Source organism: Mariniphaga sp., from assembly GCF_041687215.1.
Lineage (GTDB): Bacteria > Bacteroidota > Bacteroidia > Bacteroidales > Prolixibacteraceae > Mariniphaga.
This window is the reverse complement of sequence record NZ_JAWLCI010000048.1, coordinates 1-26,065: the sequence shown is the minus strand read 5'-3', so window position 1 is coordinate 26,065 and position 26,065 is coordinate 1. Positions and strand designations below refer to the sequence as shown.

Genomic DNA, 26,065 nt, shown 5'->3' with positions numbered 1-26,065 from the left:
TTATGTCAAAATTATTATTCGTATTCGCAGGTCTTGTTATGTGGATGTTGGGATCTGTTAAGGCTCAAAATGATCGAGATATTCCTGTTCCAACCCCGGCGCAGCTAACCTGGCAAAACGCCGAGCTGGTGGCGGTTTTTCATTATGATTTGCATGTATTTGACGGCGAAAAATACAACCAGCAGAAAAACAGGATTTCCCCCATCGAGGATTACAATATTTTTAATCCGAAAAAACTGGATACCGACCAGTGGATAAAAGCCATTAAAGAGGCCGGGTTTAAAATTGCCATTTTAACGGCTACGCACGAAACAGGTTTTGCCCTTTACCAAAGCGATGTAAATCCTTATAGTCTGAAAGCAGTGAAGTGGCGTGACGGGAAGGGAGATATTGTAAAGGATTTTGTGGAATCGTGCCGCAAATACGGAATTCAGCCCGGTATTTACATCGGTATTCGCTGGAATTCGTTTTACGGAGTGCACGATTTTATGGTAAACGGCGACAATCAGTTTGCTGAAAACCGTCAGCAATATTATAACCGCATGTGCGAAGGAATGGTGGAAGAACTCATGTCACGTTACGGCGATTTGGCCATTGTGTGGTTCGACGGTGGTGCCCACGGTCCGGAAAAAGGTGGCCCCGATGTGTTGAGTGTTTTTGAAAAATACCAGGACAACTGCATTTTTTACCACAACACCCAGCGCGCCGACATCCGTTGGGGAGGCAGCGAAACGGGAACGGTACCCTATCCAAGCTGGGGAACCTTTCCTTTTCCTTTTTCGCATTCAGCCAATCAGGAAGTTGTTTTGGCAAATAATTTTCAGCTACTAAAAGAAGGCGATCCGAACGGTGATTATTATATGCCGGCCATGAGCGATGCTCCGCTGCGTGGATACAACGGCCGTCACGAATGGTTTTGGGAGCCTGGAGATGAGGAACATATTTTTCCGTTGGAAAACCTGATGAATATGTATTACAAATCGGTGGGGCACAATACTTCACTAATTCTCGGATTAACACCAAATCCTGATGGACTGATGCCTGAACCTGATGTTAAGAGGCTGAAAGAATGGGGCGATGAAATTAATCGACGGTTTTCAAACCCGCTGGCAACTGCATCAGGCAAGGGAAATCAATATAAAATCAACCTAAAAGGCAAACAGGAAATAAATCACATTATTCTCCAGGAAAACATTGCCAATGGAGAGCGTGTCAGGAAATTTGTTCTCGAAGGAAAAACTTCTGACGGTTGGCAAACAATTTTTGAAGGTTCCTGCATCGGGCATAAATTTATTCATCAGTTTGATAATATGGAAGTTTCTGAAGTTCGTTTAACTGTTTTGGAATCAAAAGGGGAACCTCAGATCAAGAACTTTCAGGTGTTCGATTTTAGTAATACGTTAAAATAGCTACCTATGAAAGTGTTCAGTAATTACTCTTTTATTTTTGCGGCACTTTTTATTGCTTTTGTTTCCTTGCCGATTATTGGTAATGGCTGGGGCAAAGTAAGCGAAAAGATAAAGGTGGCTTGTATTGGCGACAGTATTACCTTCGGGGCCCGCCTCGACAATCCGGAAGAAGAATCCTATCCGGCGCGACTCCAGAAACTTCTGGGAGGAAAATACCTTGTAGAGAATTTTGGAGTGAGCAGTTGCACCCTTATTCGCAAGGGCATACCAACTGTGTGGACTCAACTATCCAAAATAAAGGAAGCAAATCCAAATATTGTGGTAATTAGTCTGGGCACCAACGATACCTGTGGGGAGGGTGCCTGCGGCGACCGCAAATGCTGGGAATATAAAGATGAATTTGAAGGAGATTACAACGACCTGATAGATACATTAAGAACATGGCCATCGCAGCCTAAGATTTGGATTTGTGCACCCTCGCCCATGGTGCTGGAAACACCTGGCCTTAGCGAGGAGCGTGTTCAAGGATTAAGCTTACGGAAACCACGCCTGCAGGAACTTAACCAAATCATTAAAAAGGTGGCCGAAAATAAAAAAGTTGGATTTATTGATTTGAATACTCCATTGGCGGGAAAGGCGGAATTATTTACAGAACAGGACGGTGTTCACCCGAATGAGTACGGTTATTTTGCGATCGCAAAGTTGGTTTACCGGGAAATCAAAAAGGAAATTTGACAGGAAAACATTTTTCCAAAGTTTAACTAAGTAAAATTTTTTTAGATGAAAAAGATTCTGTTTATACTTCTTATCTTTTTAGCTCGAAACTGTTTTGCCGCAATATGGTTGCCTTCGGTTATTTCCGACAACATGGTTTTGCAGCGGGATGCAGCCGTTACGATATGGGGATGGACCACTGAAACCATCGAACCGATTACGGTAACCGGGAGCTGGAATCATGTGGCAGTTACTGAAAACGCCTATCAGGGAAAATGGTCTGTTCAACTGACTACTCCTGAAGCAGGAGGACCTTACGTTGTAACGATTGAAGGACACGAAACGATTACCTTGTCGAATGTATTGATTGGTGAAGTTTGGATTGCTTCAGGGCAATCAAACATGGAGTGGTCGGCATCACGTGGTATTAACAACGCACAGGAAGAAATAAATCATGCGAATTATCCGAATATCCGTTTGTTTCAAGTTCCCAAATACCAATCGCCAAATCCCCAGGATAATACACCGGGACAGTGGACAGAATGCAGGCCTGAAACAATGAAGGATTTCAGTGCCGTAGCGTATTTCTTTGGGAGAAAACTTCACAAGGAACTTAATGTACCGATTGGGTTAATAAATGCCAGTTGGGGAGGAACCCGCGCTGAGGTATGGTTTAATGCCAAACGTGTAATTAGCGATTCCAACTTTTTTGAGGCAGAAAAACATTTCACCGAAAACAAATGGCATTCCTCTCAGCCCGGCTATATGTACAATGGAATGATTGCCCCGTTAATCCCGTTCAGAATTGCCGGCGCAATCTGGTATCAGGGAGAGGCCAACAGGTTTAAACCACAGGCGTATCCCGGTACTATGGAATCGCTAATTCAAAATTGGAGGGAAGAATGGGGGTACGATTTCTCTTTTTACTTTGTTCAGATTGCCCCCTTTAATTACAAGGAAAAGGATGCAGGCGTACTAATCAGGGAAGCTCAGCTTAAAACGTTTAAAAAAGTTCCAAATACAGGGATGGTTGTTGTAAGCGACATTGGAGATATTAACAATATTCATCCGCAGAACAAGCAGGATGTCGGGAAAAGACTTGCCAGTTGGGCTTTAGCAAAAAATTATGGATTTACTGATGTCGCTTTTTGTGGACCGGTGTACCAGCAAGTAAAACGTGAGGGCGAAGAAATGTTGGTGTATTTTGACTATGCTAATGATGGTTTGGTGAATAAGGGAGAAGAGCTAACAGAATTTGAAATTTGCGGGCCTGACAGTATTTTCTTGAAAGCCCAGGCAAGGATCGACGGCAACACTGTCAGAGTTTGGAATAGCGAAATTAGGAATCCCTTGGCGGTGCGCTTTGGGTGGGATAATATTGCCGAACCTAATCTTTTTAATCTGGCTGGATTACCAACATCCAGTTTTAGAACGGATAATTGGAAAATCGAAATGGAGAAAAATAAAGAATAACTTGTTATTAGAGCTCGCATATTTAAAATTGCGTCTGTTCTTAGATAAGATGATTTTGCCAAGACCGAGATTTAGGGCATATTTAAACTATCGTTAATCAGGAGATAAAATGAGAATAAAATCCGCTATTGTTGTCGCTACATTATTAATTTTTTCTTGTAGCTTTATTTATAAGAAAAAATCAAAAATTGATAAACCCAACATCCTGTTTATTTTAGTGGATGACCTGGGATGGGCTGATTTGGGTTATAACGGCAGCAAATTCTATGAAACCCCCAACATTGACAAGCTGGCTGCTTCAGGTTTGGTTTTTATCGATGCTTATGCAGCAAGTCCGGTGTGTTCGCCTTCACGGGCGGCAATCATGACCGGTAAATATCCTGCCCGTCTGAACCTGACTGACTATATTCCGGGAAACAGGCATTACGGCCCGCACAAAAATCAAAAACTGGCTTCTCATCCGTTTAAACTTCAGCTTGATTTGGAGGAATACACTTTAGCAGAAGCTTTCAAAGATGCTGGCTACACTACTTTTTTTGCAGGTAAATGGCATTTGGGCGAAGAAGAAAAATTTTATCCGCAGCACCAGGGATTCGATATAAACAAAGGCGGAAACAGCACCGGTCATCCTGCCGGAGGCTATTTTGCACCCTACCAAAATCCGCAACTTGAGGATGGGGAAGACGGGGAATACCTTACCGACCGGCTTACGGATGAAACGATTCATTTTATTCAGAATAATAAAGACCAATCTTTCTTTGCGTATTTATCTTTTTACACTGTGCACCTTCCATTGCAGGGAAAACCGGAAAAAGTGGAGAAATACCGTAACAAGCTCGCTCAAATGAATTATTCAGGAGAGGAGTTTATAAAAAAAGGAGAAACATACCACAAGCAATGGCAAAATATGACCCATTACGCAGCCATGGTGGAAAGTATGGATGAAAATGTGGGGCGCCTGCTTCAGGTACTTGAACAGAAAAAGCTGTCGGAAAATACCTTTGTGGTGTTTACTTCCGATAACGGGGGCATGGCCACGAGCAACCGGACGGATAATATTCCCACAACCAACCTGCCGCTGCGGGCTGGCAAAGGTTATCTTTATGAAGGAGGTATCCGGGAACCATTGATATTTTACTGGCCCGGCAACATTGAAGCCGGCACAACCACTGACTTTCCTGCAACAGGCACAGATTTGTATCCTACTTTGCTGGATGTAGCAGGAATACAGCTCTATCCCGAACAGCACCGGGATGGCATCAGTCTGAAACCCCTGCTGGAGGGCCGGGAGATGGATGAACAACCATTGTTCTGGCATTATCCGCATTACAGCGGGGGTTTGGGAGGACGACCCTCCGGCGCTGTAAGAGTGGGAGATTATAAACTCATCGAGTTTTTTGAGGATAATCGGATTGAATTGTATAATTTGAAAGATGATTTAGGGGAAGAAAAAGATCTTTCTGAAGCTCATCCTGAAAAGGCGGAAGAATTAAAACAATTGTTACACCAATGGCGAAAGGATGTTGGCGCACAAATGCCTTACCCAAATCCGGCGTATATTGAGCAGGAATAAAAACAAGCAAGTATCTGTAATTTAAAATCAGTTTTATGAAAAAATTTTATTTGCTTCTCATTTTTTTCATTTCAAGTGCTTCTGTTCAGAGTCAGAGCAGCAACTGGCCCATATTAAAGCATTACGACGAAAACCACATTTCAAAAGTGGCGCTTCCAATGGGTGGCATTGGCACAGGAACAATATCCCTTAACGGGCGGGGCAGTCTGGTTGACTGGGAAATTATGAACCGTCCGGGAAAAGGCTTCAGTACGGTAACACCGGGAAACGACGCCCCGTTTTTTGCAATTTATGTTGATACCGGTGAAAAAAGTTATACTAAAGGTTTGATGGGACCGCTGCTGTATTATGAATACGAACACATGGAAGGCAGGCCGGTGGATCATCACGGTGTTCCCCGTTTCGAAAAAGCTACCTTCGATGCGGCCTATCCTTTTGGAGTGGTAAACCTGTCCGATTCAAATCTCCCGGTTGATGTAAAAATAAAGGCATTTAATCCTTTAATTCCCGGTGATGCCGATGCAAGTGGAATCCCAATTGCCATTTTACGTTACGAAGTGTCGAATAAAACCGATAAACCAATAACTGTTTCAGTTTGCGGTTCCATTCGAAATTTTATTGGGAAAGACGGCAGTAAATTTCATTACGACTGGAAAGGGGATAAAATTTATGAAGGTGCTGTGAAAAACCAGAATAAGTTTCGCAGTGATACCCGTTTTAAAGGAATATTTTTTCAACCCGGCGAAGTGGATAAAACTGATCCCGCCTGGGGTACGATGGCATTAACCACCGATGCCCAAACAGGTGTTAGCTATCGGACTTCCTCGGTTCACAATGCCTGGAGCAATGCCATTCTGGATTTCTGGGACGATTTTAGCGATGATGGGAGACTGATTGAAAAAACAGAACTGGCAGATGACGACCCCATGGCTTCATTGGCAGTTCAGCAGGAAATTCCGGCCAATGGGAAAAAGGTATTTCAGTTTTTTCTGACCTGGCATTTTCCCAACCGCAAAGCCTGGTCGAATGAGGTGGTTGGAAACTATTACACCATGCAATACAACGATGCCTGGGATATAATTTCAAAAACGTATCCCGAACTGGAAAATTTGGAACAGAAAACCCTTGAATTCGTCAATGCATTTCTCGACTCCGACTTTCCTGAAGAGGTAAAAGAAGCCGCACTTTTTAATCTGAGCACCTTACGTTCGCAAACGGTTTTCAGAATAAAGAGCGGGCACATGATGGGCTGGGAAGGATGTATGGATACGAACGGTTCTTGTGCTGGCTCATGCACCCATGTTTGGAATTATGAACAGGCTACCGCATTTTTATTTGGCGATTTGGCTAAAACCATGCGCGATGTGGAATTTAATTTTGCCACACGAGAAAACGGAGGAATGGCATTTCGTGCGGCTCTTCCGCTAATTACTGACCAGACCGGCGGGACCGCAGCCGACGGCCAAATGGGCACCATCATGAAAATGTACCGCGACTGGCAGCTTTCCGGCGATACCGAATTTCTGAAAAAAAGCTGGCCAAATGTAAAAAATGCACTCTCTTTTGCATGGCTCGAAAACAGTTGGGATGCCAATGCCGACGGTGTGATGGAGGGCAGCCAGCACAATACGATGGATGTAAACTATTCCGGGCCCAATCCGCAGATGCAGTTTTGGTACCTCGGTGCATTAAAAGCTGCCGAAAAAATGGCAATTGCCTTGAATGATAATGATTTTGCAGAGAAGTGCGCGGAAATTTACCGGTCCGGTAGCAGATGGACCGACGAAAACCTGTTTAATGGTGAATATTACGAGCACATGGTATTGGACCCCGAAACCAAGAAAGAAATAACTGATTTTTCAGCGCCCAACATGCCCCGGTACCAGTTGGCCAAAGGTTGTCTGGTTGATCAACTGGTTGGGCAGTATATGGCTCACATTTGTGGTCTGGGTTACCTCGGCTCAAAAGAGAACATGAAAACCACGTTAAGCAGTATTCTTAAATACAATTACCGCGAAACCATGGCCAATCATTTTAACAACATGCGTTCGTACGCACTGGGTAATGAATCGGCGCTGCTGATGGCAAGCTGGCCAAAAGGACGGCCCAAAGTACCATTCCCATACTTTTCGGAGGTGATGACGGGTTTTGAATATACCGCCGCTGTGGGAATGCTTTACGAAGGAATGGAAGAAGAAGGCCTTCAGGTTATTCGCAACATCCGTGCACGTTACGATGGTTCAAAACGTAGTCCGTTTAACGAAGCCGAGTGCGGACACCATTATGCCCGGGCTATGGCAAGTTGGGCAAGTGTGTTGGCTTTAACAGGGTTTCAGTATTCGGCTTTAGACAAAACAATAAACTTTAAAAATCAGGTTGGAAAATGGTTTTGGAGCAATGGCTATGCATGGGGTACCTGCGAAATTTTAGAAGATTTTATTACGCTGTCGGTAAACAAAGGAACAATAAATGTTGGTAAAGTAATGCTTGAAAATGAGATCGTGTCGGAATTTAAGGGTGTGCAACACATTGAAGAAGGTGAAAAATTGAAGATTAAAATAAGTAGATGATGAGAAAAATTATTTGTGTAATTTCAATACTGGTATTATTTTCCTGTTCCTCAGAGCCTGTCGCAGGTCCTGAGGAAAAGTACAACCTTGAATTTACTGAACTCGCCATCACCTGGGATGAAGCCATGCCGCTCGGAAACGGAATGCTGGGTGCTTTGATATGGCAAAATGGTGATCAACTGCGGTTTTCGCTCGACCGTGTTGACCTGTGGGACCTCAGACCTGTGGATAACCTGTCGAAACCCGAATTCAGCTTTGAATGGGTACAGGAGCAGGTAAGAAACAACACCTACAGCCTTGTGCAGGAGATGTTTGATGTTCCTTACGACAATATGCCGGCACCTTCAAAAATACCCGGAGCAGCACTGGAATTTAATGCAAAACTCCTGGGGCAGGTAAAATCAGTGAATCTCGATTTATCGCAAGCACTTTGCACGGTGGAATGGGAAAATGGTGTTACCCTCGAGACCTTTGTACATGCCTCTGAACCTTATGGTTGGTTTAGATTTGAAAATGTGCCCGATGGTTTTTCGCCCGCTATAATTCCACCCCAATATCAAAAACTGATTGCCAGTGGAGAAGATAGCCCGGTTGCCGGTCAGGACCTTCAGCGGCTGGGTTATGAACAAGACAGCGTAAATGCAGAAAACAACAGGCAGGTTTACCGGCAGAAAGGATGGGGAAGTTTTGAATACGAAGTGGCCGTCAACTGGGAAACCACCGGAAATACGATGACCGGAGTTTGGAGTATTTCATCAACTTTGTCTGAGCAGGAAGGCAATCCTAAGGCAGGAGAACTAACAACTCAGCAAATCGGGCAAAACAAATTTGAAAATTCACTGAACACACACCGCACATGGTGGCAAAACTATTGGCACCGCTCTTCTGTGTCGCTTCCCGATTCCATTCTTGAAAAACAATACTACCTCGAAATGTATAAGTTTGGATCGGTAACCAGGGCTGACGCTCCGCCCATTTCGCTGCAGGCAGTTTGGACAGCCGATAACGGCAGACTCCCGCCATGGAAAGGTGATTTTCACCATAACTTAAACACGCAGTTGAGCTACTGGCCCGCTTACACCGGCAATTACCTCGACCTTGAAGAGGGTTTTTTAAACTGGATGTGGAAATACAAAGACACCTTTGAAGAATATACCAGAGCATACTTTGGAACGGCGGGACTGAATGTTCCGGGTGTCACCACCCTTACCGGCCAGCCCATGGGCGGATGGATTCAGTACTCATTTGGACCTACGATTGGTTCGTGGTTGGCCCACCATTTTTATCTCCACTGGATATATACAAAGGATGAAATATTCTTGAAAGAAAAGGCTTATCCGTGGTTACGTGATGTAGCTGTTTTTCTAGATGAAATTTCAGTCAGTGACGAACAGGGAATGCGCAAACTGCCCATCAGCTCAAGTCCCGAAATTTTTGACAATTCAAGAAAAGCCTGGTTTGATGAAACAACCAATTTTGATTTGGCACTTATCCGCTGGACGTATGAAAAAGCTGCGGAAATGGCCCGTGAACTCAATTTAACAGAGGAAGCTGAGAAATGGGGACAAATAAATGCTGAATGGCCGCAGCTCGCGGTCGATCCGGAAACCGGACTGATGTTTTCCCCATTAGTTCCCTACGAGCAGTCGCACCGGCACTTTTCCCACCTGATGGCATTTCACCCGCTTGGGCTTATCGATTTTTCCAGTGGGGAAGAGGACAAGGAAATCATTCAAAATACCCTGAATAATCTGGCGGAAGTTGGTCCCGATTACTGGACCGGCTATTCTTACAGTTGGCAGGCCAATTTATATGCCCGTGCATTTGAAGGCGAAAAAGCTGCCGAAGCACTCCGCATTTTCGCAGAGTGTTTTTGCCTGAAAAATTCGTTTCATGTAAATGGCGATCAATGCAAAGCAGGTTACTCCAAAATGACGTACCGGCCATTTACACTGGAAGGGAATTTTGCTTTTGCTTCGGCCGTACAGGAAATGCTGATACAAAGTCATGCCGGAGTGGTGAAATTGTTTCCGGCGATTCCTTCAGATTGGCAGGAGGTTTCATTCAATACCCTTCGTACCTACGGTGCATTCCTCGTTTCTGCCAACATGGAGAATGGCAAAGTAAAAAAAGTGGAGATTGTCTCTGAAAAAGGTGGTGAAATAATTTTGGAGAACCCGTTTGGCGATGCTGATTTTTCGTGCGATAAAGAATTTGAAAAGGACGGGAAGTTGATTAAATTAAATTTGGCAGAAGGAGAGAAAGTAGTATTTGAAATCTAATAACAGTATTCCTGAAAATGGTACATTTAACTAAACAAATATGCATTTCCCTGCTCCTTCTGTTTTTTTTTCCATTTATTTCCACGGGGCAAAAAACGCTTGATCTTTTTATCCTGGCCGGACAATCAAATGCACAGGGCTGGATGGGAGATGCTGCATATTATCCGGAAGATGGGAAAGAACTCGATGATTCAATTCTATTAAACTGGACTTTTGTGGACAATGAAAGTTCAGGTGGAGAGTGGCTTACTATGCAACCTCAAAAAGGCAGGTTTCCTAATGGACATTTTGGTCCGGAAGTTAGTTTTGCCCGGGAACTCAAAAAGGTAGGATATAAACCGGCAATATTTAAATACACCAAAGGTGCAACGGGTCTGGCCCGTGATTGGAAAGCGCCAGGTGAAGGCGGTATTTACGACAGCATGGTGACTGATTTAAAAACTGCGATGCATGAACTGGGGAAGCAAGGATTGGAGGTAGAATTGCGCGGATTTATCTGGATTCAGGGAGAAACGGATGCCGGCGATGAAGAAGCAGCAAAAAATTATTATCAGAACCTGAAGCAGCTAATTTCTGATTTGCGAAATAATGTGCTTCATGAACAGGACCTGAAAATAATTCTCGGAGTTGATGAACAGCATTCATTTGTGAAAGAGCGCCCGGTGGTGGTAGAAGCTCAGCGAAGATTAGCTGAAGAGGATTCAACTATTGAATTTACAAGCATGCTTGGCCTCCCAAAAGCGGATGGAACCCATCTCACCCCTGCCGGTTTGGTTGAACACGGGAAGCGGATTTTTGAGTCTTATACATCTGCGTTCCCCGGTAAGATTCTTAATTATAAAAACTACCACAATTATAGAAGAAGCATCAGAAACAGCCTGCTTAAATTTCAGCAGGAGAAAAAAGGGCGGGTGGCTTTTCTCGGCGGTTCCATTACTTACAATGGAGGCTGGCGAGACAGCATTTGTAACTACCTGCAAAACCGTTTTCCCGATACTGAATTCGAATTTATTGCTGCAGGCATTCCTTCCATGGGGACAACTCCGGCTGCCTTCCGGCTGGAACGCGATGTGCTTGCAGGCGGACCGGTTGATTTGTTGTTTGAAGAAGCAGCAGTAAACGATGCAACAAACGGAAGGACCAGCCTCGAACAAATCAGGGCCATGGAGGGAATCGTCCGGCATGTGCGAAATGAAAATCCGGCAACAGATATTGTTATCATGCATTTTGTCGATCCGCAAAAAATGGAAACCTATCGCTCAGGGCAAGTGCCGGAAGTCATTCAGAATCATGAAAAAGTAGCTGCTCATTATCATATTCCAACCATCAATCTGGCTAAAGAAGTAACCGAGCGTATAGATGCTGGTGAGTTTACCTGGGATGATGATTTTAAAAACCTGCATCCCTCACCTTTTGGGCAGGAGGTTTATTTTCGTTCGATGAAAGCATTTCTCGAAAAAGCGTGGGCCGAAACAGTTGCAGAAGATGATAAAATTGAAACTCACCCGCTACCCGAACCAATTGATTATGCGAACTATGACAGCGGAAAACTAATTTTGGCAGAAAAGGCAAAAGTAATTAATGGCTGGAAGCTGGTTGAAAACTGGAACCCTGAGGATGGAAAGGGAACACGCCAGAATTATGTGAATGTTCCCATGTTGATTAGCCAGGATGAAGGCAGTACGCTGGAATTTCAATTTAACGGAAATGCGGTTGGAATAGCTGTAGCTGCCGGTCCCGATGCCGGGGTGATTGAATTCAGGATTGATGAAGGGGATTGGCAAAAACAGGATTTGTTTACAAAGTGGAGCTCAAACCTGCATTTGCCGTGGTATTATACACTGGCAGCGGGATTGCCCGATGGTGAACATATTTTGCAAATACGCTTTTCGGGTGAAAAGAATCCGCAAAGCAGAGGAAATGTATGCAGAATAAGGTATTTTTATGCCAATAACTAAAAACTTAAAATTCAAAAAATGAAAAATGCAATTGTTTTAATCGTGTTGTTATTCACTGTTTTGGCTGGTAATTGCCAGAAGAACTATTTAAATGAATCAAACAAAGAGTTCGAAAAACGAATGAAGTGGTTTTTGGATGCAAAATACGGTATGTTTATCCACTTTGGCTTGTACAGCCAGCTTGGGGGAATTTACGAGGGAAATGAAGAAGGCCGTTATGCGGAATGGATTCAGGCAAATCAGCAAATTCCGCAGTCTGATTACATGAAACTGATTGATACCTGGACACCTCATGACTTTGATGCGGATAAAATTGTCAGCCTGGCAAAAAAAGCGGGGATGAAATACCTGGTAGTAACTTCGAAACACCATGAGGGATTTTGTTTGTGGGATTCAAAATATACCGAATACGACATCGCCAATTCGCCCATGAAAGGTCGCGATTTTATGCAGGAACTGTCTGATGCCTGCAAAAAGCAAGGCATTCATTTTGGTACGTATTACAGTATAATCGACTGGAATCATCCGTCGCACAATATTCCTGATGCCGATGCCAAAGAAGTAACACGCAAACGCTGGCAAAATCCTGAACTACACGAAGGGAAAAAAGCAGAATATGTGCAGTACATGAAAAATCAGGTAAAAGAATTAATTGAAAATTATGATACGGAAATTCTTTGGTTCGATGGCGACTGGGCTGACTACTGGACCCTTGAGGACGGAAACGAGTTGTATCAATATATTCGTGAATTGAAACCTGAAATTATCATCAATAACAGGGTATCCAAACGCAAAATATTTAAAAAAGATTTTGGTACACCCGAGCAGGAACATCCCGGAGAATCGCTCGATCATTACTGGGAAGCCTGTTACACCATGAACGATTCTTGGGGATTCAAAACAAAAGACACAGACTGGAAAAGCCCGGAGGTTGTTTACGAAAAATTGCAGGACATTAATGATAAAGGCGGAAATTTTTTGCTTAATGTGGGGCCCGATGGAAATGGCGAAATACCAAAAGCTTCTGTTGATATTTTGCTTGAGGTGGGCAAAATGTTGCGGGAGAATAATTGAAGGAATATTCAACAATTTAAGCCAGAAACCAATCGATAATAATAAAGTTTAAATGGCTATGAACAAAACAACTATTATTACACTCACCGCATTATTTGCAATTACCTTTTTCTCCTGTTCAGAAAAAAGAGAAAAAAGCGAAATGCCCAACATTGTATTCATTCTGGCCGATGACATGGGATATGGAGATGTTTCGGCATACAACGAAAACTCAAAAATAAAAACTCCTTTTATCGATCAACTGGCCGAAGAAGGATTGATGTTCACCGATGCACATACCAGTTCGGCGGTTTGCACTCCAACCCGATACGGTATCCTGACCGGTCGCTACAATTGGCGTTCTACTTTGAAAAGCGGTGTTTTAAGTGGTTACAGCAAGGCGCTTATTCCACAGGAAAAAACTACTGTTGCCGAGTTTTTGAAGGATGCAGGCTATAAAACAGCCTACTTTGGTAAATGGCACCTGGGGTGGGACTGGAGCATTGTTGAAGACGATGATAAAAGCCGCGATAATTTAAATGCGAAACCAAATGTCGATTTTTCGAAACCGGTTAAAAACGGGCCAAAAACCCAGGGATTCGATTACAGTTACGGTTTTTGCGGTTCGCTGGATATGCCGCCCTATGTTTGGGTGGAAAATGACATGCCAACCATGGTTCCCACAAAAACCACTGTTGATACCGGCGACCAGTCGTGGTGGCGAGAAGGGTTGACGTCAGATGATTTTGACCATGAACAGATGCTCCCTGAAATCACCCGAAAAACAGTGGGTTTTATTGAGAAAAATGCAGCGGGTGACCAGTCTTTTTTTGTTTATATGCCGCTGCCGGCACCGCATACACCAATTCTGCCAACAGAACCTTTCCATGGTAAAAGTGGTTTGGAAAATCCGTATGGCGATTTTGTGATAATGGTTGACTGGGTAGTGGGGCAGGTGATGAAAGCGCTGGAGGATAAAGGAATTGCAGAAAATACGCTGCTGATTTTTACCACGGACAATGGATGTTCGCCACAGGCCGATTTTGAGCAACTGGCTTCAAAAGGTCATTCCCCAAGTTATATTTTTCGGGGGCATAAAGCGGATATTTATGAAGGCGGTCACCGTGTTCCTTATGTGTTGCGCTGGCCCGCAAACGTAAAACCGTGCAAATCGGAACAGCTTGTTTGCACCACCGATTTGTTTGCTACACTTGCAGATATTATTGGCCGGGAGTTGCCGGACAATGTGGCGGAAGACAGTTTTAGTTTTTTGCCCGCACTGAAGGGAAAATCAGGTTCCCGCGAAAGCATTGTCCATCACTCAATAAACGGTTCGTTTGCCTACCGCAAAGGCGACTGGAAAGCAATTTTCTGCCCCGGTTCAGGAGGTTGGAGTGCTCCCAGACCTAATTCAGAAGGAATTGAGAATCTACCTGCTGTTCAGTTATATAATTTAGCAAATGATATTGCCGAGGAAAATAACCTTCAGGCTGAAAATGGAAACCTGGTAGAACAGTACCGCAGTGAGCTGGCTAAAATTATAACCGATGGCCGCAGTACGCCGGGTGGATCTCAAAAAAACGACGGCGAATATCCGTGGGCGCAAATAGAATCAATCGTTTACAAAAACCAATAGGTTAATTAATGGATATCCATATTATCTTCGGAATCTTACTAATCGCCACCGGTGCTTTTTCTGCCGGAAGTTTTGCCGTTCCTTTCGGAAAAATAAAAGGCTGGCAGTGGGAAACATACTGGATGGTTTACAGTCTGGGTGCTTACATCATTATGCCGCTGCTGGCTTGTCTCCTGTTTACTTCCGATTTCATAACAATCATCCGCTCAGCACCTGACGATACCATAATTTTGGTTTTTATCCTCGGTGCAGTTTATGGTGTGGGCAACCTCTCTTTTGGTTTGGCGTTGCGTTATCTTGGGCTTTCCCTGGGCTATGCCCTTTCGCTGGGCCTAATGCTTGCAATCGGAACTTTGATTCCCCCCTTAATCGACGGACGGTTGACAGTGATGATTGAATCGTCAGGAGGCAACCTGTTGCTGGCAGGAATTGCAGTGGCTGCCGTTGGCATTGCTTTTTCGGCATGGGCCGGCATCGCAAAAGACAAGTCGGTAACACAGGAAAAAAAGCAGGAAAGCATTGGTGAATTCAACCTTGTGAAGGGGATTCTTGCCGCCTTGCTGGTGGGAGTTACCGGTTCGGCCATGGCGCTTGGTTTTGAGCAGGGATTACCCATCTCCGGCGTTGCAGAACTTAGCGGTATCGACCCGCTCTTTTCCATGATGCCGGTTTATCTGGTCCTTTTATCGGGAACATTTGTTTCTACGCTGGCGTGGTGCATTTTTCTCGGGATTAAAAACAAATCGGTAAAAAACTATGTAAGTGCAAAAACCAGTAAAAAGCTGGTGCTGAATTACGGATTTGGGTTACTGGCCGGATTATTATGGTTCAGCCAGTTTATTTTTTACGGAATGGGGCAAAGCAAAATGGGACCTTTTACCTTTACGTCGTGGGGAATCCTCATGGCGCTTACCATCGGTTTTGCTTCGGTCTGGGGATTAATCCGCGGAGAATGGAAAGGAGCACCGGGCAGGGTTTATGTTGTTATGGCTTTATCGCTGCTTATTTTAATTGCTGCTTCTTTTATGATTGGCATCAGCGGTTCGGTTTAGGTATGCTCGCAAAGCCGTTAAGCCGCAGAGAGGGAAAAAGAGAGAATCAAATTAAAAAATACTTTGCGTCTCCGCGTCTTTGCGAGAGAAAATAAATGTTAAGAAATAAAACATGAATAAAAAAACAATGACATCACGCGAACGGATTTTAGCCGCCATAAATCACCAGATACCCGACAGGATTCCTGTTGATTTGGGATCAACTCCCAGTTCCGGAATTTCGGCCATCGCATATAGTAATCTTGTAAAACACATCGGTATGCCTGAATTGCCGGTTCAGATTTACGATGTGGTGCAGCAACTGGCACAACCCGACATGAAAGTTCTGGGTAAATTCGGAATAGATGTGCTGGATATCGGACGGGAATTTAATGATAAACCCTCGGACTGGAAACCAATAACCCTTGCCAATGGTGCTTCTGCGTTTTATCCGAAATGGTTTAATCCCATAAAGCTGGATGACGGTTCGTTTGCCACTTATGATGACGACGGAAAAACCATGCTTTCGAGAATGCCTGTCGGGGCTACTTTTTTCGACCAGACTTATTTTCCGTATCTGGATGGTTATCCCGATAATTACGATAACCTGGATGCAGAAATGGGCCGCATCATGTGGGCCCGTGATGCACACAGCCCTTGGGATCACGCCGGTGACGATGGATTCTGGGAAACTTTACGTGAGAAAACGTTGCATCTGCGGCAAAATACCGACAAAGCGTTGCTGGTTGTTTGCGGTTGCAACCTGTTTGAATGGGGTACCTTTCTCAGAAGAATGGATAATTTTCTGATGGATTTGATGTGCGACCATGAAAATGTGGAAAAACTGCTCGATGAATTGATGAAACGCCACCTGGTCACACTGGAAAAGGTTTGCAATGCCGTGGGCGATATCGTGGATATTATTCGGTTTGGCGACGATTTGGGAATGACTCAGGGCCCGTTTATGGAACCTGAAATTTACCGGCAATTGTTTAAACCGCGCCATAAAATTTTGTGTGACTATGTGAAAGAACACAGCCAGATGCACACGTTTATCCACTCCTGCGGCTCCATCTCCTTGCTGATGCCCGATATGATTGAAGCAGGCATTGAAATCTTCAACCCGGTGCAAACCAACGCTTACCTAATGGAACCTGCGTTCCTCAAAAAAGAATTTGGAAACGACTGCACTTTTTGGGGAGGGGGTATTGAAAACGTTGGTGTGCTGAACAACGGTACCCCGCAACAGGTGCGAGACCAGGTTTTTGAAAGGCTGGAAATATTTTCAGAAGGGGGCGGTTTTGTTTTCAATACGGTGCACAATATCTTGCCCGATGTACCGCCTGAAAATATTGTTGCCATGTACAATGCAATTGATGAGTTTAACAATAAAAATCAAAAATAATGAAACGATTTGGACAGCTAATCGGTGTAAAACCGGAACGGTTTGAGGAGTACAAACAATACCATGCGGCAGTTTGGCCCGAGGTATTAGAGCAAATAAAGAAGTGCAATATTCAGAATTATTCCATTTTTCATAAAGACGGGCAATTGTTTGCCTACATGGAATATTCCGGCAATGATTTTGAAGCCGACATGCAAAAAATGGCTGCTGACCCGAAAACCCAGGAGTGGTGGGCCATTATGGAACCCATGCAGCAACCGGTTGAAAACAGAAAAGAAGGTGAGTGGTGGGCCAATATGGAAGAGGTTTTTCATTTGGATTGATTTTTTTCACTTTGGGTATATCATCCACCAACTCATTCAAGTAGGTGCAGATCTTGTTGCTGATGAATTTCTAGTTTGAAACATTATTTTATCGCATCATTTTTTTACAGACTAAAAAAGCAAGACTAAACTTCTATATTTAGGGTTTTGATTATAATTAAAAAATGGATAATAAAACTTTTCCCGTTATTCAATTAGCAGTAATATTTCTGGCAATGTTTTTAACCTTTGGTATTAATAATATTGCAATTGCGTCACAACCCAAACACACCGTAAAGGTTATCTTCGATACCGACCTCGACTCCGATGTGGACGACATAGGCGCACTTGCCATGCTTTATAATCTGCACCATGCCGGTGAGATTGAACTGCTTGGCGTAATTGTTACCAGCGATGATCCTTATGCTCCGGTTTGTGCGGCCGCATTAAATACCTTTTACGGGTTGCCTGAACTTCCGGTGGGATTTCTGAAAAATCAGACTGAACTGAAGCATCACTCGCGCTATACAAAACAAATTGCAGAGGAGTTTCCATCGGGAATAAAAACCTGGGAAGATGCAGAAGATGCCGGGCAACTTTACAGAAAATTGCTGGCCGGAAATCCGGACGAATCTGTAAGTATTGTGACTGTTGGCCATTTGAGCAGTTTGCAGGAATTGTTGCAATCTGAACCAGATGTTCATTCAGAATTAAACGGCAAACAATTGGTTGGTAAAAAGGTTAAAAAGTGGGTTTGCATGGGAGGCCAATATCCGCAGGGAAAAGAGGCCAACTTTTACCGGCCCGATCCCGCATCCACTGTATATTGTGTAAGCAACTGGGAAAAGGAGGTGATTTTTTGCGGTTGGGAAATTGGAAATCCTGTTATTACCGGAGCAAACTGGTTGAAAGAAAAACTGGACTCCAATCATCCGGTTTACCGGGGATATGAATTGTACAACGGTTTTGCAGGCCGCCAAAGCTGGGACCAGATTGCTGTTTTACAGCTTTTCAGTCAGGGCAAAGATTTATTCTCAACGATAAAAGGAAATTGCATTGTAGCCCCCGATGGCAGCAATACCTGGGAGAATACTGAAAATGGCCGACACCAGTATGTTGTTTTCAAGCAGGGAATTGCGCCAGAAACAGTAAGCAAGTATATTGACAAGTTGATGGCAGGAGAAATGGAAATTCTAAAAAATTAAGCTGCCAAGCAGGAAATGACAATTGACAAAAAACAAATCACAATCAATTTCCAAATACCAATTCATTAAATTCCAATTTGTTTCATCTTGTTGATGATTTTACTTTTTAGAATTTGGAATTTATTTGGTTTTTGATGATTGATATTTGAATATTTTGCCAAAAAAATACACGAATATTATTGTTAAAACAATATAAAAAGATTTCACGCCACAATTTCCACCCGGTTTCCGTCAGGATCGAGAACTACACTTTCGTAATACCCATCGCCTGTGGTACGGGGCTCGCCTACCACCTGAAAACCGTCGTTTCTGATTGTTTCTGTTAACCGGTCAACTTCGGTTTTACTGCCCACTTTAATGGCAAAATGTGCCAGCCCGGTGTAAAGTTTTGCCGGGTCATTTTTCGATTTGGCTATGTTTGGCATTTCCATAATTTCGAGCCGGCAATCGTCATCAAAAAGCAAAAAGTAGGAGCGGAATTCTTTGGAATGGTTGTAATAAATTTCTGTGGAAGAAGCATCGAAATAATGCATGTAGAAATTCCGCAACCCTTCAAGATTGTAGGTCCATATGGCAAGATGTTCTATTCTCATTTTTAATTCCGCTTAAACGTCAAATTTACGATAAAAAACGAATTTAAGTTGCTCCAATTTCGAACCACTCCCTGAAAAATTCTTCCAAATACTTTTCCATGAAACTGTGCCTGTTTTCGGCCAATTTTCCTGCAGTTTTTGTATTTAACCTATCTTTCAGCAACAATAATTTTTCATAAAAATGATTGATGGTAGGCCCATTATTCTTTTTGTACGCTTCAAAATCAGCATGTTTTACGGGTTTAATTTCCGGATCGAAAATCAATCTTCCCTTGCTTCCTCCGTAGGCAAACGTGCGTGCAATGCCAATGGCGCCAATGGCATCGAGCCGGTCGGCATCCTGAACAATTTGTGCTTCCAGTGAAGAAGGTATCGTTTCAACCCCTGCCCCTTTATACGAAACCTGACTGATAATTTCCGTTAGCAGGAAAATGGTTTCTTTGGGAAGTTTCAGGGCTTCCAACCATTTTTTAGTTCTGGAAAAATTCCCGTCACTACTTAGTTTCCAGTCATCAAGATCGTGAAGCAGCGCAGCCATTTCAATCAAAAAAGGGTCACCACCTTCCAATTTCGAAATTTTCAGTGCCAAATTCCGTACCCGGTAAATGTGCCACCAGTCGTGCCCGGATCCGTCATTTTCCATTGCCTGGCGTACATATTTTTCTGTTTCAGAAATTATTCTTTTGGGTTCTTTCTTTTTTTCCATTAAACGAATTTAGCCAAATTGCCGGTATATTTCCATTTATATGAGATGTTAAAAATAATTTAAACAGAATATAAAAAGTATTTATCCGGCGTTTATTGCTAATTTTGCAGGCTAAACATTTGCAAGTAAATTGTTGTTAATGAATTGGAAATTAATACGAGAACAACAGAATGACAAATAAAACAAAATATACTATCCCTGCCGTACTTCAGGAATCTGTAAAAAGTTTTGCTGACAAAACATCGCTTGTTTATGTAGGAGAAGAAAACTATACTTACAGGCAACTTGGGGATGATGTGCTAAAGATTGCAGGATTGTTAAAAAAACTTGGAATCAAAAAAGGAGACAAGGTCGCTCTTTTAAGCACCAATATGCCGAATTGGGGCAAGGCTTTTTTTGCCATTTCATGGGTGGGCGCAACGGTAGTACCCATCTTGCCCGATTTTCACACCAACGAAGTGAAAGCAATACTTAAACACTCGGAAGCAAAAGTTATGTTCGTTTCGGAGGGACTATTCGCCAATCTTGATGATGAAATCACCGGGATGTTAATTCACCTTGTTTTAGTTGAAAATTTTGCTGTTATTCCCAAAGATACTTCTGCCAATAAATTGCTGAATCTGAAAAGTTCACTGTCGGATTCCCACGTTCAAACTGTTCCTGAAAAAGTTAACGAAGAAGATCTTGCATCAATAATTTACACTTCAGGAACCACAGGCAATTCAAAAGGGGTAATGTTAACGCATAAAAACCTGATGTGGACAGCCGAAAAAAGTTATACATTACAGGATATCAGCACTGAAGACCGGTTCATTTCAGTATTGCCGCTATCGCACACATTTGAAAATACACTTGGGTTTTTATTCCCCGTTATGTTTGGCGCATCGGTACATTATCTGCGGAAACCCCCGGTTGCATCGGTTTTACTGCCTGCACTGCAAAAAGTGAAACCCACCATCATGCTGGTCGTTCCTTTAATCATTGAAAAAGTTTTCAAGAGTAAAATTTTACCCAAATTCCAGAAAAGTCCGGTAACCCGGTTTTTATACTCACTTCCGCCCATACGGAAAGTTTTACACCGTGTGGCAGCAAAAAAGCTCTACGAAACATTTGGCGGTAAATTACGGTTTTTTGGAATTGGTGGCGCCAAACTCGATCCTACTGTGGAACGGTTTTTATATGAAGGAAAATTCCCTTATGCCATTGGTTACGGACTGACCGAAACATCGCCTTTGCTGGCCGGTGCGGTGGGTAAAAACGTTCGCATTGGCTCCACCGGAATTGCTATGGAAGGCGTTCAACTTCGGCTTGGCGATGCCGATTTGGCTACCGGAGAAGGAGAAATTCAGGCCAAAGGGCCCAATTTGATGAAAGGCTATTACAAAGCACCTGAAATTACAAAAGAAGTATTTACAGATGACGGATGGTTTAAAACCGGCGATAAAGGCTGGTACGACAAGGACAATTTCCTCTACATAAAAGGCCGCATAAAAAATATGATTGTGGGTGCCAGCGGCGAAAACATTTATCCTGAAGAAATTGAATCGGTTATAAACAAAATGAGATTTGTTTTGGAATCGCTCGTTGTGGAGAAAAAAGGGAAACTTGTGGCCATGGTACACCTGAACATGGAAGAGGTTGAACAGCAATTCAAACATCTGAAAGAGGAAGCTCAACAATACATCCAGGAAAAATCAGATGAAATTTTAAAAGAAATTCATAAAAAGGTTAATACCCAGTTAAATAAATTCAGCCGGATTCAGCAGGTAGTTTTACATCCTAAACCATTTGAAAAAACGCCCACGAAAAAGATTAAGCGGTTTTTGTACTGGAAGGAATAACAGTTTTTGCCTCAACCTATGATTCTATTTCAGGCAATTAATATTTATTCCTTACCAGATAAACTTTCTTTCAGACAACACAAAATGCCCTAAATTTGTTAATTTTGTGGCCTTAAAATCATTTGGATGGTTACCGAATCAAGATACAATGCCCGCGGGGTTTCAGCATCAAAAGAAGATGTACACAGCGCCATAAAAAACATCGGCAAAGGATTGTTTCCCAAAGCCTTTTGCAAAATTGTGCCCGATATTTTGGGTGGCGATCCGGCGTGGTGCAACATTATGCATGCCGACGGTGCCGGCACCAAATCATCGCTGGCCTACATGTACTGGAAAGAAACCGGCGACCTTTCGGTGTGGAAAGGTATTGCACAGGATGCACTCATAATGAACATTGACGACCTGCTTTGCGTGGGCGCCACCGACAACATTCTCGTTTCATCAACCATTGGCCGCAACAAAAACAAAATTCCGGGCGAAGTGATTGCAGCCATCATCAACGGTACTGAAGAGACATTACAAAACCTGCGTGATTTGGGAATCAGTGCATGGTCAACCGGCGGAGAAACAGCCGATGTAGGCGATTTGGTCCGCACTATTATTGTGGATTCAACCGTAGTTTGCCGCATGAAACGCGACGATGTCATTTCTGCCGGAAACATTGCTACCGGTGATGTCATTGTGGGACTCTCTTCATCGGGACAGGCAACTTACGAACAGCATTGCAACGGTGGCATGGGCAGCAACGGGCTCACTTCAGCCCGGCACGATGTTTTTGCCAAATATCTGGCTGAAAAATATCCCGAAAGTTTCGACCCGGAAGTGCCTTTAGATTTGGTTTATTCGGGGAAATACAAATTAACTGACGAAATTGAAGGCCTCAGCATAAATGCCGGTCAACTTGTTTTGTCGCCAACAAGAACCTATGCACCGGTTATTAAAAAAGTACTGGAAAAGTACAGAAAAGATATTTCGGGAATGATTCACTGCTCGGGCGGAGCACAAACTAAAGTACTTCATTTTGTGGAAAATGTGCATGTAATAAAAGACAATATGTTCCCCGTTCCGACGCTGTTTGAAATTATTCAGGAACAGTCGGGAACAAACTGGCAGGAAATGTACAAGGTGTTTAACATGGGACACCGGTTCGAGATTTACACCAATCCGGCAGTGGCACAGGAAATTATTACCATTTCCAAATCGTTCAACATCGATGCACAAATTGTTGGGAAGGTTGAACCTTTTGATGGAAAAAAACTAACGATAGAAGCACAAAAAGGAATATTTGAATATTAAATTTCAACATCATTCTAACAGAAAACAATGAATAACATTATTTCATCAAATATTGAAAAAATCAGGCAATTTTTTGAAATGCATAAAATCGAAAGAGCTTTTATTTTCGGTTCTGCCGTAACCGAAGATTTTAATGAAAAGAGCGATTTGGATTTCCTGGTGCGGTTTCAGCCTGATTTAGAACCGTTGGAAAAAGGTGAATTGTGGTGGAATTTGCACGATAAGCTTCGGGATTTTTTTAACCGCGAAATTGATATCGTAACAGAAAATTCCTTAAAAAATCCTTATTTTATTAAGGAGTTGGAAGAAACAAAAGAACTGATTTATGAAAAACAAAACTAAAAAGCTTCTTTTCGATATACACATTTTGGAAGAAAAATAAAAGATTGTAATTCAGAAAACAATGGCAGAATACGCATTATTAGAAAAATACGAATCCATCAGGCACCGGTTTGAAGAGGTGCAACAGCAAATTACCGATCCGGCAATTATTGCCGACATGAAGCGCTATGTAAGGCTGAACCAGGAATATAAAAGCCTGGAGAAATTGCTTGGCGTTTTCAAAGAGTACAAAAGTATGGTGGATACCATCTATTCGGGAAAAGAGATTCTGGCGGAGGAGAGCGACAATGAATTGCGCGAAATGGCTCACGAGGAGATTGAAATGGCAGAAGAAAAAATTCCGGAGATGGAAAAGAAAATCAAAATGTTACTGGTTCCTGCCGACCCGGAAGACAGCAAAAATGCCATTCTGGAAATCAGAGCTGGTACCGGCGGCGACGAAGCCAGTATTTTTGCCGGCGACCTGTTCCGCATGTACTCCAAATTCTGCGAGAAAAAAGGCTGGCGTATGGAAGTGACCAACGTAAACGAAGGCACTGCCGGTGGTTACAAGGAAATTGTGGCCAATGTTACCGGCGAAGGTGTTTACGGAATTCTGAAATACGAATCTGGCGTTCACCGGGTTCAACGGGTGCCGCAAACCGAAACCCAGGGACGAGTGCACACTTCGGCAGCCACCGTGGCTGTTTTGCCCGAGGCTGAAGAGTTCGATGTGGAACTAAAGGAATCCGATATTAAAAAAGACACCTACTGTTCTTCGGGACCTGGCGGACAGTCAGTAAACACTACTTACTCAGCCATTCGATTAACACATATTCCCACAGGAATTGTTGTAACCTGCCAGGATGAAAAATCGCAATTGAAAAACCTGGCCAAGGCGATGAACGAACTGCGTACTCGAATTTACAACATGGAGTACCAAAAGTACATCGACGAAATTTCATCGAAACGGAAAACCATGGTTTCCACCGGCGACCGTTCAGCAAAAATACGCACCTACAACTGGCCGCAGGGACGCGTTACCGATCACCGGATTAACCTGACCATGTACAACCTGCAGGCCATCATCAATGGTGAAATCGACGAAATCATTGAAAAACTGATGATTGAGGAAAATGCCCAGAAGTTGAAGGAAGCTGAAATTTAAATAATTTGTTGCAGGTTGCAGGTTACATGTTGCCTGTTCCACCTGAAACCTGTAACATGAAACCTGTAACTGAAAAAACAATGAATCAGCAACAACTCTTCCAGCAAATTCAGAAAAAGCGCAGTTTCCTCTGCGTTGGCCTCGACACCGATATTTTGAAAATTCCGAAACACTTGTTGGATACTTCCGATCCGGTGTTTTCATTCAACAAGGAAATTATTGATGCAACCGCTGAATTTACAATAGCTTACAAACCCAACCTGGCTTTTTACGAAAGTCTGGGGTGGCAAGGTTGGCAGAGCCTCGAAAAAACAGTTCATTACGTTCGCGAAAATCACCCGGAAATTTTCCTGATTGCCGATGCCAAACGGGGCGACATTGGAAATACCTCAAATTTATATGCCCGTGCCTTTTTCGAAAAACTCGATTTTGATGCCGTTACCGTGGCGCCATACATGGGCGAAGATTCAGTAAAACCATTTATGACTTATCCCGAAAAGTGGGTTATTTTGCTGGCACTCACTTCCAACAAAGGCGCTGCCGATTTTCAGTATTTGAAAAATGAAGAAACAGGCGACCAGCTTTTTGAATTAGTTTTAAAAACTTCACAAAACTGGGGGACCACCGAAAATATGATGTATGTGGTTGGCGCCACCAAAGCCGAAAAATTAAAAGAAATCAGGCAAATTGTACCCGACCATTTTTTGCTGGTGCCCGGTGTGGGTGCACAGGGAGGCAGTTTGCAGGAAGTGGCACAAAACGGCATGAACAGCCAGTGTGGCCTGCTGGTAAACTCTTCACGTGGAATCATATACGCCTCAACCGGCATTGATTTTGCAAAAAATGCAGGCGAAACAGCAAGAGCCGTGCAACAGGAAATGGAAGTTTTACTGAAAGAAAAAAAGCTCATTTAAAAATAATTTTACAAAAACTCGAGGTTGAATAACAAATTAGTTTGGACGATTTTGGAACAACATACATTGCTATGACTGATAAAGATTTTATGACTCGTGCCATTCAACTAGCTGAGTATGGAATGGGAAATGGCTCAGGCGGACCATTTGGTGCAGTGGTGGTAAAAGACGGTAAAATTATAGGCGAGGGATTCAACAATGTCATTTCAAAAAACGACCCCACTGCCCATGCGGAGATTCTTGCTATAAGAGAAGCCTGCAAAAATCTGGACAGTTTTCAGTTGGACGATTGTACCATTTATACTTCGTGTGAGCCTTGCCCCATGTGCCTGGGAGCCATTTACTGGGCCAGGTTGAAAAAAGTATTTTTTGCCTGCACCCAGGAAGATGCTGCAGATATTGCCTTCGATGACCAGCACATTTATGAAGAACTGGAGAAAAAAACTGACGACCGAACTATTAAATTCGAAAATTTGTTGCGAAATGAAGCGCTGCCACTTTTCAAGAAGTGGAAAAACAAACCGGATAAAACACCCTATTAAGTTGCTGAATAAAATGATTCGCAAATAGACGCTCCACAAATCACTAACTTCAGAAAAAATTAATTTTGTACTC

General features: G+C 43.1%; 21 protein-coding genes. 19 read left to right on the top strand and 2 right to left on the bottom strand.

The genetic code is table 11. The features are described 5' to 3' along the window. The first annotated feature begins 2 nt into the window (after positions 1-2). From ACESMA_RS15410 to ACESMA_RS15350, 13 genes are all read left to right on the top strand, one after another. A complete protein-coding gene (locus ACESMA_RS15410; RefSeq protein WP_372949745.1) occupies positions 3-1,409 on the top strand; it encodes an alpha-L-fucosidase in 1,407 nt (468 codons plus the stop codon). A 6-nt stretch (positions 1,410-1,415) separates the two neighbouring features. Continuing rightward, complete coding sequence (locus tag ACESMA_RS15405) at positions 1,416-2,144, top strand: GDSL-type esterase/lipase family protein (RefSeq protein ID WP_372949744.1); 729 nt, start codon at positions 1,416-1,418, stop codon at positions 2,142-2,144. 45 nt (positions 2,145-2,189) lie between these two features. Next, positions 2,190-3,596 carry a sialate O-acetylesterase gene (locus tag ACESMA_RS15400; protein ID WP_372949743.1) on the top strand — a complete coding sequence of 469 codons (1,407 nt, stop codon included), beginning with the start codon at positions 2,190-2,192 and terminating at the stop codon, positions 3,594-3,596. Between the two features lie 109 nt (positions 3,597-3,705). Beyond that, entirely contained in the window at positions 3,706-5,169 is a 1,464-nt protein-coding gene (locus ACESMA_RS15395; RefSeq protein WP_372949742.1) for a sulfatase, read from the top strand. Positions 5,170-5,204: 35 nt separating this feature from the next. Continuing rightward, positions 5,205-7,739, top strand: coding sequence for a GH116 family glycosyl-hydrolase (locus tag ACESMA_RS15390; RefSeq protein WP_372949741.1), 2,535 nt, complete (start codon positions 5,205-5,207; stop codon positions 7,737-7,739). After that, positions 7,739-10,021, top strand: a complete 2,283-nt coding sequence (locus ACESMA_RS15385) for a glycosyl hydrolase family 95 catalytic domain-containing protein (protein ID WP_372949740.1) — start codon at positions 7,739-7,741, stop codon at positions 10,019-10,021. Before ACESMA_RS15390 ends, ACESMA_RS15385 begins: the two co-directional genes overlap by 1 nt. A 17-nt stretch (positions 10,022-10,038) precedes the next feature. After that, on the top strand, positions 10,039-11,979 hold the full coding sequence (locus ACESMA_RS15380) for a sialate O-acetylesterase (protein ID WP_372949739.1): 1,941 nt from the start codon (positions 10,039-10,041) through the stop codon (positions 11,977-11,979). Between the two features lie 18 nt (positions 11,980-11,997). Beyond that, positions 11,998-13,053, top strand: a complete 1,056-nt coding sequence (locus ACESMA_RS15375; RefSeq protein WP_372949738.1) for an alpha-L-fucosidase — start codon at positions 11,998-12,000, stop codon at positions 13,051-13,053. A 58-nt stretch (positions 13,054-13,111) separates the two neighbouring features. Then, entirely contained in the window at positions 13,112-14,668 is a 1,557-nt protein-coding gene (locus tag ACESMA_RS15370) for a sulfatase family protein (protein WP_372949737.1), read from the top strand. 8 nt (positions 14,669-14,676) lie between these two features. Further along, on the top strand, positions 14,677-15,720 hold the full coding sequence (locus ACESMA_RS15365) for an L-rhamnose/proton symporter RhaT (RefSeq protein ID WP_372949736.1): 1,044 nt from the start codon (positions 14,677-14,679) through the stop codon (positions 15,718-15,720). A gap of 112 nt (positions 15,721-15,832) precedes the next feature. Next, positions 15,833-17,104: a uroporphyrinogen decarboxylase family protein gene (locus ACESMA_RS15360; protein ID WP_372949735.1), complete on the top strand. Its 1,272-nt coding sequence runs from the start codon at positions 15,833-15,835 to the stop codon at positions 17,102-17,104. Beyond that, a complete protein-coding gene (locus tag ACESMA_RS15355; protein WP_372949734.1) occupies positions 17,104-17,427 on the top strand; it encodes an L-rhamnose mutarotase in 324 nt (107 codons plus the stop codon). The genes ACESMA_RS15360 and ACESMA_RS15355 overlap by 1 nt, the downstream gene beginning before the upstream one ends. Positions 17,428-17,591: 164 nt before the next feature. Then, the gene (locus tag ACESMA_RS15350) at positions 17,592-18,611 is read left to right on the top strand and encodes a nucleoside hydrolase (protein ID WP_372949733.1); all 1,020 of its coding nucleotides are present in this window, start codon (positions 17,592-17,594) and stop codon (positions 18,609-18,611) included. Positions 18,612-18,814: 203 nt separating this feature from the next. Here the strand turns inward: ACESMA_RS15350 and ACESMA_RS15345 are convergent, their stop codons facing one another. Continuing rightward, positions 18,815-19,204, bottom strand: coding sequence for a VOC family protein (locus ACESMA_RS15345; RefSeq protein WP_372949732.1), 390 nt, complete (start codon positions 19,202-19,204; stop codon positions 18,815-18,817). Positions 19,205-19,247: 43 nt separating this feature from the next. Then, the gene (locus ACESMA_RS15340) at positions 19,248-19,910 is read right to left on the bottom strand and encodes an HD domain-containing protein (RefSeq protein WP_372949731.1); all 663 of its coding nucleotides are present in this window, start codon (positions 19,908-19,910) and stop codon (positions 19,248-19,250) included. Positions 19,911-20,080: 170 nt separating this feature from the next. Here ACESMA_RS15340 and ACESMA_RS15335 point away from each other — a divergent pair, with 170 nt between their 5' ends. The 6 genes from ACESMA_RS15335 to ACESMA_RS15310 all read left to right on the top strand — a co-directional run bounded on the left by ACESMA_RS15335 (position 20,081) and on the right by ACESMA_RS15310 (position 25,992). Next, positions 20,081-21,751 (top strand): AMP-binding protein, encoded by a 1,671-nt coding sequence (locus tag ACESMA_RS15335; RefSeq protein ID WP_372949730.1) that lies wholly within the window; start codon positions 20,081-20,083, stop codon positions 21,749-21,751. Positions 21,752-21,877: 126 nt separating this feature from the next. Then, positions 21,878-23,047, top strand: a complete 1,170-nt coding sequence (locus tag ACESMA_RS15330; protein WP_372949729.1) for an AIR synthase related protein — start codon at positions 21,878-21,880, stop codon at positions 23,045-23,047. Between the two features lie 27 nt (positions 23,048-23,074). Continuing rightward, the gene (locus ACESMA_RS15325) at positions 23,075-23,389 is read left to right on the top strand and encodes a nucleotidyltransferase family protein (RefSeq protein ID WP_372949728.1); all 315 of its coding nucleotides are present in this window, start codon (positions 23,075-23,077) and stop codon (positions 23,387-23,389) included. A 61-nt stretch (positions 23,390-23,450) separates the two neighbouring features. Beyond that, entirely contained in the window at positions 23,451-24,536 is a 1,086-nt protein-coding gene (gene prfA / locus ACESMA_RS15320; RefSeq protein ID WP_372949727.1) for a peptide chain release factor 1, read from the top strand. A 56-nt stretch (positions 24,537-24,592) separates the two neighbouring features. After that, positions 24,593-25,450: an orotidine-5'-phosphate decarboxylase gene (pyrF, locus tag ACESMA_RS15315; RefSeq protein WP_372949726.1), complete on the top strand. Its 858-nt coding sequence runs from the start codon at positions 24,593-24,595 to the stop codon at positions 25,448-25,450. Positions 25,451-25,521: 71 nt separating this feature from the next. Continuing rightward, the gene (locus ACESMA_RS15310; protein ID WP_372949725.1) at positions 25,522-25,992 is read left to right on the top strand and encodes a nucleoside deaminase; all 471 of its coding nucleotides are present in this window, start codon (positions 25,522-25,524) and stop codon (positions 25,990-25,992) included. The last annotated feature ends 73 nt before the right edge of the window (positions 25,993-26,065 follow it).

Excerpts from the sequence above, each read along its gene's own strand:
- ACESMA_RS15410 (WP_372949745.1), top strand. The coding sequence starts at position 3 with ATGTCAAAATTATTATTCGTATTCGCAGGTCTTGTTATGTGGATGTTG.
- ACESMA_RS15405 (WP_372949744.1), top strand. The coding sequence starts at position 1,416 with ATGAAAGTGTTCAGTAATTACTCTTTTATTTTTGCGGCACTTTTTATT.
- ACESMA_RS15400 (WP_372949743.1), top strand. The coding sequence starts at position 2,190 with ATGAAAAAGATTCTGTTTATACTTCTTATCTTTTTAGCTCGAAACTGT.
- ACESMA_RS15395 (WP_372949742.1), top strand. The coding sequence starts at position 3,706 with ATGAGAATAAAATCCGCTATTGTTGTCGCTACATTATTAATTTTTTCT.
- ACESMA_RS15390 (WP_372949741.1), top strand. The coding sequence starts at position 5,205 with ATGAAAAAATTTTATTTGCTTCTCATTTTTTTCATTTCAAGTGCTTCT.
- ACESMA_RS15385 (WP_372949740.1), top strand. The coding sequence starts at position 7,739 with ATGAGAAAAATTATTTGTGTAATTTCAATACTGGTATTATTTTCCTGT.
- ACESMA_RS15380 (WP_372949739.1), top strand. The coding sequence starts at position 10,039 with ATGGTACATTTAACTAAACAAATATGCATTTCCCTGCTCCTTCTGTTT.
- ACESMA_RS15375 (WP_372949738.1), top strand. The coding sequence starts at position 11,998 with ATGAAAAATGCAATTGTTTTAATCGTGTTGTTATTCACTGTTTTGGCT.
- ACESMA_RS15370 (WP_372949737.1), top strand. The coding sequence starts at position 13,112 with ATGAACAAAACAACTATTATTACACTCACCGCATTATTTGCAATTACC.
- ACESMA_RS15365 (WP_372949736.1), top strand. The coding sequence starts at position 14,677 with ATGGATATCCATATTATCTTCGGAATCTTACTAATCGCCACCGGTGCT.
- ACESMA_RS15360 (WP_372949735.1), top strand. The coding sequence starts at position 15,833 with ATGAATAAAAAAACAATGACATCACGCGAACGGATTTTAGCCGCCATA.
- ACESMA_RS15355 (WP_372949734.1), top strand. The coding sequence starts at position 17,104 with ATGAAACGATTTGGACAGCTAATCGGTGTAAAACCGGAACGGTTTGAG.
- ACESMA_RS15350 (WP_372949733.1), top strand. The coding sequence starts at position 17,592 with ATGGATAATAAAACTTTTCCCGTTATTCAATTAGCAGTAATATTTCTG.
- ACESMA_RS15345 (WP_372949732.1), bottom strand. The coding sequence starts at position 19,204 with ATGAGAATAGAACATCTTGCCATATGGACCTACAATCTTGAAGGGTTG.
- ACESMA_RS15340 (WP_372949731.1), bottom strand. The coding sequence starts at position 19,910 with ATGGAAAAAAAGAAAGAACCCAAAAGAATAATTTCTGAAACAGAAAAA.
- ACESMA_RS15335 (WP_372949730.1), top strand. The coding sequence starts at position 20,081 with ATGACAAATAAAACAAAATATACTATCCCTGCCGTACTTCAGGAATCT.
- ACESMA_RS15330 (WP_372949729.1), top strand. The coding sequence starts at position 21,878 with ATGGTTACCGAATCAAGATACAATGCCCGCGGGGTTTCAGCATCAAAA.
- ACESMA_RS15325 (WP_372949728.1), top strand. The coding sequence starts at position 23,075 with ATGAATAACATTATTTCATCAAATATTGAAAAAATCAGGCAATTTTTT.
- prfA (WP_372949727.1), top strand. The coding sequence starts at position 23,451 with ATGGCAGAATACGCATTATTAGAAAAATACGAATCCATCAGGCACCGG.
- pyrF (WP_372949726.1), top strand. The coding sequence starts at position 24,593 with ATGAAACCTGTAACTGAAAAAACAATGAATCAGCAACAACTCTTCCAG.
- ACESMA_RS15310 (WP_372949725.1), top strand. The coding sequence starts at position 25,522 with ATGACTGATAAAGATTTTATGACTCGTGCCATTCAACTAGCTGAGTAT.